Below are 10,715 nucleotides of genomic sequence, written 5' to 3'. Positions count from 1 at the left end.
GGGTGCCTGCCACGGATGGGGGCGGGACGACGGCTGCGCGGGGCCGTGCGCCGACTGGCCCGGCATCGGTGGTGGGCCCTGCATCGCGGGCGGGGCCGGCCGGCCGGACGCGGGCGGGCCGGATGCGGAGCTCCTGCGCGTGCTCACCGTGCTCACCCTTCGTCAACTCGCTGTCCCCGTCCCGCCACGACGCGGGGCGCGCGGCGCGACGTGCCCTCGACCATAGTCCCTGCGCGCCCCGCGGCAGTCCCCGCGCGGCCCGCACCGAGGGTGCGGCGGCGGTGTACGGACCCGCGCAGGTTTTACACAGTGTTGAATCTCCGCGCGTAGATACGGGCTTCAGGGCGCTGTTACGTTCCCCGGGTCCTGCCCCCCGGCACGTGCCGCCCCATCCCTCTCAGGAGCCGTGTATGTCCCGTGTGTCCCGTCGGCCCGCCCGTATCGCCGCGCCCCTCGTCGCCGTCGCCGCCCTCGCCGGTACGGCGTTCTTCGGTGCCGGCCAGGCCACCGCCGAGCACGCGGTGCCCCGGAGCGACAAGGAGATCCCCAACCTCGACCAGGTGAAGACGAAGATCGAGGCGTACTACGGCGACATCGAGACCGAGGACGGCGAGCACTACGCCTCTCCGCGCGGCAACTACGCTAAGCAGACCCGCGGTATCGCGGCGAAGGCCCGCAAGGACATCGAGCGGGACCTGCGCGGGCACGGGCACCACCGGGGCGGCGGCGGTCACCGGAACAAGCCGGCCATCGTCCTGGACGTGGACGACACCACGCTGCTGACCTACAACTTCGAGCGCCGCATCGGCTACAACTTCCAAACCGAGGCGCAGGACGACTACCTGCGCACCGAGAACATGGCGCCGGTGTTCGGCATGCGGAAGCTCGTCAACTGGGCGCACGAGAAGGGGGTCACGGTCTTCCTGGTGACCGGGCGCGCGGAGTACCAGCGGGACTGGAGCGTGCGGAACCTGAAGAAGGCGGGGTACGAGATGCCCGTCGACAAGAAGCACTTCTTCCTCAAGGACGAGAAGAACCCGCCCGCCTACCTGGAGTGCGGAAGCGACTGCACGACGGTCGAGTACAAGTCGGGCACCCGGGCCCACATCGAGGACCAGGGGTACGACATCCTCGCCAACTTCGGGGACCAGTACAGCGACCTCGAGGGCGGCCACGCCGCCCGGAAGGTCAAGCTGCCGAACCCGATGTACTACCTGCCCTAGCCGAGGCGGTGCCGCCCGCCTCCGGGGTCACGCTCCTTCCTTGAGCACCTTTCTCACCAGCGACGACTGCGCCTCGGTGAGCTTGGGGTCGGCGAAGTGGGCGGTGCCACGGGTACCGTCCTCGACGCTCAGTTCGTAGTGGAACCCGTCGGGCACCCCCATGGGGGCCTCGCTGAGTCCCTCGCGCAGCGCCCGGTCTGCCAGGGCCGCGACCTCGGCGGCGTCGTGCCGCCCTGCGGTGTCGAGGGTGGCCCGGCGGGTGAGCCCGCCGAAGCCTCCCGTGCGAATGACGGTGATACGCATACGTCCATCTTCCCGGCCATCCGGCCGCACGTTAAGTGCCGGTCGGGTGGCATCAGGGCCGTGCGTTCACGCTCCTTCCACACCCACCTCGGACCAGCACTTGCGTACCGCCTCGTGCTCGTCGCTGCCGTCGCCGTAGCGCGACTTGGCGGCCTCGGCGGTGGCCGTGGCGAACGCGGCGAAGTCCGTGTCGGGCTTCAGGCCGCCGGTGAGCGTGTCGTACCAGATCTGTCCGGCCCGCTCCCAGGCGTTGCCGCCCAGGTCGACGGCCAGCTTGTAGAAGGCGTGGTTGGGGATGCCCGAGTTGATGTGGACGCCGCCGTTGTCCGTGCCCGTGTTGACGTATTCGTCCATGGTCGCCGGCTGGGGGTCCTTGCCGAGCACGTCGTCGTCGTAGGCGGTGCCGGGGGCCTTCATCGAGCGGAGGGCCTCGCCTTCCACCTGGTCGGTGAACAGGCCGGAGCCGATGAGCCAGTCGGCTTCCCCGGCGTTCTGGCCGAGGCTGTGCTGTTTGATCAGGGACCCGAAGACGTCGGAGACGGACTCGTTGAGCGCCCCGGACTGGCCGAAGTACTCGAGGTTGGCCGTGTACTGCGTCACGCCGTGGGTCAGCTCGTGGCCGATGACCTCGACGGGCAGGGTGAAGTCGCGGAAGACCTCGCCGTCGCCGTCGCCGAAGACCATGCGCTCGCCGTCCCAGAAGGCGTTGCCGTAGTCCTCGCCGTAGTGCACGGTCGCGTCCAGCGGCAGCCCCGCGCCGTCGATGGAGTAGCGGTCGTAGACGCTCAGGTAGAGCTCGAAGGTGGCGCCGAGGCCGGCGTAGGCGCGGTTGACGGAGGCGTCCTGGGAGGGTTCCCCGCCCTCTTCGCGGACCTTCGTGCCGGGCAGCTGCTCGGTGTTGTCGGCGTCGTAGATGGTGCGCTGCGGCTTGCGCTCCGCGGGATCGATGTCGGGTACGGCGGGCGCGGCGGCCAGAACGCCGTAACGCACGGTAGTGAGCCGGCGGCGGGTGCGCTGTGTGGCGTCCCGCTCCAGCGTGCGGCGGGCCGGCCGGGAGAACAGGTCGTCGCCGTGGCGTGATACCTGGTCGAGGAGGTGCGGCGGCACGATGGTGCAGAAGACGGGGTGGGTCTGCGGCGAGTGCGATGGAAGCGCGTTCATAGAAAGCAATGTGGCACTCCGTCACTGACATGTCACCGGTTGCTGCGATGATTCCCGCAAAACGGTGGTGAACACCGCAGGAGAACGCGGTGATACGCCTGCTATGCCACACTTGCCCGCAATCCTCGCCGCGGTCCGCGGGCGGCATCCGCCGGCGGCTCCGCTCGCGGCTCCGCCGGCGGTGCTCCGTGGCCGCCGTACCGGCATTCGGTATCCCGCATGGTGATACACCCCTGTCGCCACGGCAGGCCTCCGTTATGCTGCTGACATCATGCGTTTCGGGCTGCTTCTTCTTAGCTGCCGCGGCGAGGGTCTGTAGCCACCGCAAGGCCGACCCCCTCCCCGCGGAGTTCGATGCTGTCGTCGGTCCTCACGAAACCTTCGCCCTGTGCCCGCGAACGCGTCCTTGGCCGAGCCTCATCACCTCGGCGGACCCGGCGGGCGGCGAGACATCCGCAGGAGCCTTCGCGTCATGACATCCCAGGCTGACCAGGACAATCAGGCAGACCGTTCACCGCGTTCCCCCATCAGCCGCGCCACCCCGATCACCGCCGCCTCGGTACGCCAGCGCCCCTCCGGGATGCCGGTCCACAGGTACGGGCAGTACGAGGCCGTCGACATCCCCGACCGCACCTGGCCGGGCAACCGGATCACCCAGGCGCCCCGCTGGCTGTCGACCGACCTGCGCGACGGCAACCAGGCGCTGATCGACCCGATGTCCCCGGCCCGCAAGCGCGAGATGTTCGACCTGCTGGTGCGCATGGGCTACAAGGAGATCGAGGTCGGATTCCCCTCCTCGGGCCAGACGGACTTCGACTTCGTGCGGTCCATCATCGAGGAGGACGCGATCCCCGAGGACGTGACGATCTCCGTCCTCACCCAGGCCCGCGAGGAGCTGATCGAGCGCACCGTCGAGTCGCTCAAGGGCGCCCACCACGCGACCGTCCACCTGTACAACGCGACGGCCCCCGTCTTCCGCGAGGTCGTCTTCCGCGGCAGCCGCGACCAGGTCAGGCAGATCGCCGTGGACGGCACCCGCCTGGTGCTGGAGTACGCCGAGAAGCTGCTGGACGACCGCACCGCCTTCGGCTACCAGTACAGCCCGGAGATCTTCACCGACACCGAGCTGGACTTCGCGCTGGAGGTCTGCGAGGGCGTCATGGACGTGTGGCAGCCGGAAGAGGGCCGCGAGATCATCCTCAACCTGCCCGCGACCGTCGAGCGCTCCACGCCCAGCACCCACGCCGACCGCTTCGAGTGGATGGGCCGCCACCTGTCCCGGCGCGAGCACGTCTGCCTGTCCGTGCACCCGCACAACGACCGCGGCACCGCCGTGGCCGCCGCCGAGCTGGCCGTGATGGCGGGCGCCGACCGCGTCGAGGGGTGCCTGTTCGGGCAGGGCGAGCGCACCGGCAACGTCGACCTGGTGACCCTGGGGATGAACCTGCTCAGCCAGGGCGTCGACCCGATGATCGACTTCTCGCAGATCGACGAGATCCGCCGCACCTACGAGTACTGCAACCAGATGGAGGTCCACCCGCGCCACCCGTACGTGGGCGACCTGGTCTACACCGCCTTCTCCGGCTCCCACCAGGACGCCATCAAGAAGGGCTTCGAGGCCATGGAGGTCCGCGCGGCGAAGGCGGGCAAGACGGTGGACGACATCGAGTGGGCCGTCCCCTACCTGCCCATCGACCCCAAGGACGTGGGCCGCTCCTACGAGGCCGTCATCCGCGTCAACTCGCAGTCCGGCAAGGGCGGCATCGCCTACGTGCTCAAGGGCGAGCACAGCCTGGACCTGCCGCGCCGCATGCAGGTGGAGTTCTCCCGGATCATCCAGGAGAAGACCGACTCGGAGGGCGGCGAGATCACCCCCGCCGACATCTGGTCGATCTTCCAGGACGAGTACCTGCCGACTCCGCACAAGAGCTGGGGCCGCATCGCGCTGCGCGGGGCGCAGACGTCCGCCACCAGCGACGGCGCCGACGCGCTCACCGTCGAAGCCGTCGTCGACGGCGATCCCGTGACCCTCAGCGGCACCGGGAACGGGCCGCTGGCCGCCTTCTTCGACGCACTGCACGCCCTCGACGTGGACGTGCGGCTGCTCGACTATGTGGAGCACACCATGAGCGAGGGCGTCGGCGCCCAGGCCGCCGCCTACATCGAGTGCGCCATCGACGGACAGGTGCTGTGGGGCGTGGGCATCGACGCCAACATCGTGCGCGCCTCCATCAAGGCGGCCGTCTCGGCGGTCAACCGCGCCTACCGCTGAGGCGAAGCGGCCGAAACCCCTGCTGGGAGCCGTACCCCAGGCGCCCGGCAGGGGAGCGGGCCGGCGTGCCGGCACCGGCCGAAAAACCGCGACGCGGGGGCGAATCGGTGGCGTGGGGCTGACTCCGCCGCACGACTGTGGTTAACATCACGTCCATCCGGCGACGTTGCCGAATCGTGATGGAGGTGCGAGGCCATGCGCCAACGACCCTTCCGTGTACGTCTCGCAGGGGTCCGCACGAGCTGGCGCACCCTCGACGACGGCGACTTCTTCTGCCCCGGCTGCGGAGGTGACCGCCGCTACCGCAGGCGCACGGGGAGGCGCCGCTTCGTGCTCCTGGGCGTCCCGCTGCTCCCCCGCGGCCCGGCCGGGCCCGTCGTCGAATGCGTCGCCTGCCGCGACCACTTCGCCGTCGGCGCGCTCGACCACCCCACCACCGACCGCCTCGCCACCATGCTCCGCGAGGCCGTGCACAGCGTGGCGCTGGCCGTGCTGGCCGCCGGCGGCGCCGAGGCGCGGGCGGTGCGCGAGACGGCAGTGGAGACGGTGCGGGCGGCCGGCTTCCCCGGCTGCCGCGAGGAGGAGCTGATGACGCTGCTCGCCGCGCTCACGCGGGAGAGCGGGCCACCCGGGCGCACCCCGGTGACGAGGGAGATCGAACTGCACGAGGTGCTCGCCCCGCTCGCCCCGCACCTGGCCGTGCCGGGCCGCGAGAGCCTGCTGCTCCAGGGCGCGCGGATCGCGCTCGCCGACGGGGTGTACGGCGCGGCCGAGCGCGAGGTGCTGGCCACCGTCGGACAGGCGCTCCAGCTCGGCGCACAGGACGTGGACCGGCTGCTCGCCCAGGCGCACACCCCGTCCTGATCCGCGCGGGCGGCGCGGCCCGTCTCGCCCACCGGGACGCCAACGCCGTTGTTACGCACGAGTATTGACGGGCGCAGGCCCGCGCTGATGAGTTGGCCGCATGACGAGCCATCAGCCGCTGCCCGCGTTCCCCGACGGGTTCCTGTGGGGTACGTCGACGTCCGCGTTCCAGATCGAAGGCGCCGCCGAGGCGGACGGGCGGGGACCGTCCGTCTGGGACGCCTTCGCCCGGCAGCCGGGGCGGATCAAGGACGGCAGCGACGCCGCCACCGCCACCGACCACTACCACCGGTGGCGCGAGGACGTCGCGCTGCTGCGTGAGCTGGGCGTGGGCGCCTACCGGTTCTCCGTCTCCTGGCCCCGTGTCCTGCCCACCGGCGGAGGAGAGGTCAACGCGCCAGGACTCGACTTCTACGACGCGCTCGTCGACGCGCTGTGCGAAGCGGGCATCGAGCCGGTGCCCACCCTCTTCCACTGGGACACGCCGCTGCCGCTGGAGGAGCGCGGCGGCTGGCTGGAGCGGGACACCGCACAGCGGTTCGCCGACTACGCCGACGCGGTCGCCGCCCGCCTCGCCGACCGCGTCACCCACTGGATCACGCTCAACGAACCCGCCGAGGTGACCGTCCTCGGCTACGGCCTCGGCGCACACGCGCCCGGGAAACGGCTGCTGTTCGACGCGCTGCCCGCCGCCCACCACCAACTGCTCGGCCACGGCCTGGCCGCCCGCGCCCTGCGCGCCCACGGCGTGCGCTCCGTCGGCGTCGCCAACTCGCACGGGCCCGTCTGGCCGCTGTCCGGCAGCGAGGAGGACACCGGCGCCGCGGAATTCTACGACCTGCTCACCAACCGGCTGTTCGCCGAACCGCTGCTGCTGGGCCGCTATCCCGACGACGGCCTGGCCGCCCTGCTGCCGGGGCCGGTCGCCGACGATCTGGAGGTGATCGGCGGATCCCTGGACTGGTACGGCGTCAACTACTACCAGCCCACCCTCGTGGGCGCCCCCGACCCGCACACCCAACAGGACGAGTTCGCCGGCATCGGCATGCCCACCGAACTGCCCTTCGGCATCCGGGAGATACCCGGCAAGGAGCGCACCGGCTTCGGCTGGGCCGTCGTACCCGAAGGGCTCCGCGAAACCCTGCGGCTCCTGCGTGAGAGGTACGGCGAGCGGCTGCCCCCCGTCCTCATCACCGAGAACGGCTGCGCCTACCCCGAGCCGGTGGCCGACAGCCGCAGGATCGCCTTCCACGACGCACACCTGCGCGAACTCCACGCGGCACTCGACGAGGGGGCCGACGTCCGCGGCTACTTCGTCTGGTCACTCCTGGACAACTTCGAGTGGGCCGAAGGGTACGGGCAGCGCTTCGGGCTCGTCCACGTCGACTACGCGACACGGGAACGCACCCCCAAGGACTCCTTCCACTGGCTGCGGGAGGTGCTGCGCGCGCAGCGCCCGCCGGGCCCCGGAACCGGCCAGTGACGGCTCACCCCCCGCCCGGGGCCGTCGGCGGCCCCGCCGACCGTGCCGCGCACCCCGCCGCCGGGCCCCTCGCCGAGCCCACCACGCCGGTCACCCCGCGCTGGACGGCGGCGCTCTCGCTCGCCAACGGCTCGGTATGGGTGGGCTGGTACGGGCCGCTCCAGGTGCTGCTCGCCCTCCAGGCCGCGGAACTGGCCCCCGCGGGGTGGGGCAAGGAGTCCGTACTGGCCTGGGTGACGGGCATCGGCGCCGCCGTCTCGCTGGTCGCCAACCCCCTCTTCGGCGCCGTCTCCGACCGCACCACCTCCCGCTGGGGGCGGCGCGTCCCGTGGATCGTCGCAGGCGTGGCGGGCGGCGCCGCCGGCCTGGTCGTCCTCGCTCTCGCCCGGAACACGACGGCCATGGTGCTGGGCTGGTGCCTGGTGCAACTCGCGCTCAACGCGACCTTCGCCGCGCTGGTCGCGGCCGTCCCCGACCGGGTGCCGGCCGGGCAGCGCGGCGCCGTCGGCGGCTGGCTCGGCGTCTCCCAGACCCTCGGCGTCGTCCTCGGCACCGGCCTGGCCATGGCCGCGGGCGGCATCACCGCCGGCTACCTGGCCTGCGCGCTGTTCACCGTGCTCGCCGTGGTCCCGTACGTGCTGCTGCGCCAGGACACGCCACTGCCGCCCGCGCTGCGGCCCGCGTTCACCTGGCGGGGATTCACCCGCGGCTTCTGGATCAGCCCGCGCGCCCACCCCGACTTCGGCTGGGCCTGGCTGACCCGCTTCCTGGTCAACCTCGGCAACGCGCTGGCACTCCTGTACCTGCTGTACTACCTGCGCGACGAACTGCACGTCGCCGCGCCCGAGGACGGCGTCCTCGTCCTGACCGCCGTGAACGCCGCGCTGCTGCTGGCCACCGTCGTGGTGGGCGGCGTCTGGTCCGACCGTGCGGGGCGGCGCAAACCCTTCGTCCTGTGGGCCGGCGTCGTGATGGCCGCCGCCTCGGCGCTGATGGCCTGCTGGCAGACCTGGACGGGCGTCCTGTGCGCCGCCGCCCTGCTGGGTGTCGGCTTCGGCGTCTTCACCTCCGTCGACTTCGCCCTCATGGCGGACGTGCTGCCCGCCGCCCTCGACCGCGGCAAGGACCTGGGCGTCATCAACATCGCCAACTCCCTGCCCCAGGTCGCCGCCCCCGCCCTGGCCGCGCCCCTGGTCACCCACGCAGGCGGCTACCCCACCCTCTACCTCACCTCCGCCGCCATCGGCCTCGCCGGCGCCCTCCTGGTGCTGCGCATCCGCGGGGTCCGTTAGGCAGGCAGCCGCGGACGCGCCCCCCGGCTGCCCAAGCGCCGGGACGTGGCGCAGGATGGGGCCGTGCAGATGACCCGGGACCCGCTGAACACCGTCATGGACCGCGTCCTGCGGCCCCGACGGCCGCCGGTGCCCCTCGCCCGGAACGACGTACTGCTCGCGCTGGGCATGTGCCTCGCCCAGACCGCCATGGCCGCCTCCGCGCCGCCCTCCGACGGGCACACCCCCACGGTGCTGGGATGGGCGCTGCTCACCTGCTCCGGTGCCGTGCTCGCCCTCCGGCGCAGGGCCCCGTGGCTGACCGTCGCCGTCATCGTGGCCTGCGTCGGCCCCTACCACGCCCAGGACTTCTCCCACTCGGCGGCCGTCCCCGCCGCCCTCGTCGCCCTGTACTCGATGGCCGCCGCCGGGCCGCCGTGGCGCAGCTTCACCACGCTCGGCGTACTCGTCGGCATCATGGCGACGGTGATGGGCAGCCTCGGCGCCACCCGGCAACTGGGCGAGATGCTGCGCTCGTCCGGATGGCTGGTGGTGTGCGTCCTCGTCGGTGAAGCCATCCGCATCCACCGCAACTACGTCGCCGCGGTGGTCGAGCGCGCCGAGAGGGCCGAGCGCACCCGCGAGGAGGAAGCCGCGCGCCGCGTCGCCCAGGAACGGCTGCGCATCGCCCGCGACCTGCACGACCTGCTCGCCCACAGCATCACCCTGATCGGTGTGCAGACCTCGGTGGCCGCGCACGTGCTCGTCGCCGACCCCGACCGGCTCGACCGCGAAGCCGTCGCCAAAGCGCTCGACGGCATCTCCGACACCTGCCGCGGCGCCCGTACGGAGCTGCGGACCACGCTGGAGGTGCTGCGCGCCGGCGACGCCGACGGCATGGAACCGCTGCCAGGGCTGTCCTCGCTGCCCGACCTGGCGCGGGCGGCGTGCGACGCGGGTGCCCGCGTCGAACTGTCCGTGCGCCGCAGCGCACACGACCTCGCGCCCGAGCCCGCCGTCGGCGCCGCCGCCTACCGCATCGTCCAGGAGGCACTGACCAACGCCGTCCGCCACGCGGGGGCCTCGGTCGGCGTGCGGGCCGTGGTGGAGGGAGCCGGCGCCGCGCTGCGGGTGAGCGTCGTCGACGACGGCGGCGCCGCCGACCCGGCCGGCACCGGGGCAGCCGCCGCCGAACAGGCCGGGGACAGGGCGGGGTTCGGCATCGTCGGCATGCGGGAGCGGGCCCGCAGCGTCGGCGGCACCCTCGAAGCCGGGCCGCGCACCGGCCGCCCCGGATACGCGGTGACCGCCCTGCTGCCTGCGCGGCTCACCCCCGCCCCGTCCACGCAAGACGCCCTTGTGAGGAAGGAACCTCGATGAGTGCCTCGATGAGTGGGAGAACGCCTGCCGAGCCGAGTGGCACCGGCACCCCGCTGCGGATCGTCCTCGCCGACGACCAGACGCTCGTGCGCTCCGCCTTCGCCATGCTCATCGCCTCGGCGCCGGGCATGACCGTGGTGGGGGAGGCCGGCACGGGACGCGAAGCCGTCGTGCTGGCGAGGTCGCAACGCGCCGACCTCGTCGTCATGGACATCCGCATGCCCGACCTCGACGGCATCGAGGCGACCCGGCTGATCGCCGCCGCCGACGACCTCGACCAGGTGAAGATCCTCGTCCTGACGACGTACGACACCGACGAACACGTCGTCGAGGCCCTGCGCGCCGGAGCCTCCGGGTTCCTCGTCAAGGACACCCGGCCCGCCGAGCTGCTCGACGCGATCCGCACCGTCGCCGCCGGCGACTCCCTCCTGTCGCCAGGACCGACAGCCCGGCTGATCGCCCGCGTGCTGCGCACCCCGGACCCCGGCACCGCGGCCGAGCCCGCCCCCGGCGTACTGGAGGTGCTCTCCGCACGGGAACGCGAGGTCCTCGCCCTGGTCGCGCGCGGCCACAACAACACCGAGATCGCCCAGAACCTCGCCCTGTCCCCGTTGACCGCCAAAACCCATGTGAGCCGCATCATGGGCAAGCTCTCCGTACGCGACCGCGCACAACTGGTGATCACCGCCTACGAGTCAGGCCTCGTCACCCCGCGAACCGCCCTGCAGCCACCCGCCTGAGACCCGTCTGACACCCCG

The 10,715-nt window shown here is 72.2% G+C and carries 9 protein-coding genes; 7 read left to right on the top strand and 2 right to left on the bottom strand.

The window, feature by feature from the left end:
• The first annotated feature begins 410 nt into the window (after window positions 1-410).
• Entirely contained in the window at window positions 411-1,223 is an 813-nt protein-coding gene (locus AB8Z75_RS10635) for an HAD family acid phosphatase (RefSeq protein ID WP_369201207.1), read from the top strand.
• Between the two features lie 27 nt (window positions 1,224-1,250).
• Here the strand turns inward: AB8Z75_RS10635 and AB8Z75_RS10630 are convergent, their stop codons facing one another.
• Together AB8Z75_RS10630 and AB8Z75_RS10625 are read right to left on the bottom strand one after the other, a co-directional pair.
• Complete coding sequence (locus tag AB8Z75_RS10630) at window positions 1,251-1,526, bottom strand: protealysin inhibitor emfourin (RefSeq protein ID WP_369201206.1); 276 nt, start codon at window positions 1,524-1,526, stop codon at window positions 1,251-1,253.
• Window positions 1,527-1,592: 66 nt separating this feature from the next.
• Complete coding sequence (locus AB8Z75_RS10625) at window positions 1,593-2,687, bottom strand: M4 family metallopeptidase (protein WP_369201205.1); 1,095 nt, start codon at window positions 2,685-2,687, stop codon at window positions 1,593-1,595.
• Window positions 2,688-3,159: 472 nt separating this feature from the next.
• On the opposite strand from AB8Z75_RS10625, the gene leuA reads away from it, so the two are divergent.
• From leuA to AB8Z75_RS10595, 6 genes are all read left to right on the top strand, one after another.
• Window positions 3,160-4,959 carry a 2-isopropylmalate synthase gene (gene leuA, locus AB8Z75_RS10620; RefSeq protein ID WP_369201204.1) on the top strand — a complete coding sequence of 600 codons (1,800 nt, stop codon included), beginning with the start codon at window positions 3,160-3,162 and terminating at the stop codon, window positions 4,957-4,959.
• A gap of 195 nt (window positions 4,960-5,154) precedes the next feature.
• On the top strand, window positions 5,155-5,823 hold the full coding sequence (locus AB8Z75_RS10615) for a TerB family tellurite resistance protein (RefSeq protein WP_369201203.1): 669 nt from the start codon (window positions 5,155-5,157) through the stop codon (window positions 5,821-5,823).
• A 100-nt stretch (window positions 5,824-5,923) separates the two neighbouring features.
• On the top strand, window positions 5,924-7,306 hold the full coding sequence (locus AB8Z75_RS10610; RefSeq protein WP_369201202.1) for a GH1 family beta-glucosidase: 1,383 nt from the start codon (window positions 5,924-5,926) through the stop codon (window positions 7,304-7,306).
• Window positions 7,303-8,598 carry an MFS transporter gene (locus AB8Z75_RS10605; RefSeq protein WP_369201201.1) on the top strand — a complete coding sequence of 432 codons (1,296 nt, stop codon included), beginning with the start codon at window positions 7,303-7,305 and terminating at the stop codon, window positions 8,596-8,598. The genes AB8Z75_RS10610 and AB8Z75_RS10605 overlap by 4 nt, the downstream gene beginning before the upstream one ends.
• A gap of 69 nt (window positions 8,599-8,667) precedes the next feature.
• Window positions 8,668-9,957 carry a sensor histidine kinase gene (locus AB8Z75_RS10600; RefSeq protein WP_369201208.1) on the top strand — a complete coding sequence of 430 codons (1,290 nt, stop codon included), beginning with the start codon at window positions 8,668-8,670 and terminating at the stop codon, window positions 9,955-9,957.
• Window positions 9,954-10,697: a response regulator gene (locus AB8Z75_RS10595; protein WP_369201200.1), complete on the top strand. Its 744-nt coding sequence runs from the start codon at window positions 9,954-9,956 to the stop codon at window positions 10,695-10,697. The genes AB8Z75_RS10600 and AB8Z75_RS10595 overlap by 4 nt, the downstream gene beginning before the upstream one ends.
• The last annotated feature ends 18 nt before the right edge of the window (window positions 10,698-10,715 follow it).

Source organism: Streptomyces sp. PU-14G (genome assembly GCF_041028275.1).
GTDB lineage: Bacteria > Actinomycetota > Actinomycetes > Streptomycetales > Streptomycetaceae > Streptomyces.
The sequence above is the reverse complement of the archived record's forward strand: the minus strand, read 5'-3'. Positions and strand labels throughout refer to the sequence as shown.

What these genes read in the sequence shown, in the direction of transcription:
- AB8Z75_RS10595 (WP_369201200.1), top strand. Translation starts at nt 9,954, where the DNA reads ATGAGTGCCTCGATGAGTGGGAGAACGCCTGCCGAGCCGAGTGGCACC.
- leuA (WP_369201204.1), top strand. Translation starts at nt 3,160, where the DNA reads ATGACATCCCAGGCTGACCAGGACAATCAGGCAGACCGTTCACCGCGT.
- AB8Z75_RS10625 (WP_369201205.1), bottom strand. Translation starts at nt 2,687, where the DNA reads ATGAACGCGCTTCCATCGCACTCGCCGCAGACCCACCCCGTCTTCTGC.
- AB8Z75_RS10635 (WP_369201207.1), top strand. Translation starts at nt 411, where the DNA reads ATGTCCCGTGTGTCCCGTCGGCCCGCCCGTATCGCCGCGCCCCTCGTC.
- AB8Z75_RS10630 (WP_369201206.1), bottom strand. Translation starts at nt 1,526, where the DNA reads ATGCGTATCACCGTCATTCGCACGGGAGGCTTCGGCGGGCTCACCCGC.
- AB8Z75_RS10610 (WP_369201202.1), top strand. Translation starts at nt 5,924, where the DNA reads ATGACGAGCCATCAGCCGCTGCCCGCGTTCCCCGACGGGTTCCTGTGG.
- AB8Z75_RS10615 (WP_369201203.1), top strand. Translation starts at nt 5,155, where the DNA reads ATGCGCCAACGACCCTTCCGTGTACGTCTCGCAGGGGTCCGCACGAGC.
- AB8Z75_RS10600 (WP_369201208.1), top strand. Translation starts at nt 8,668, where the DNA reads ATGACCCGGGACCCGCTGAACACCGTCATGGACCGCGTCCTGCGGCCC.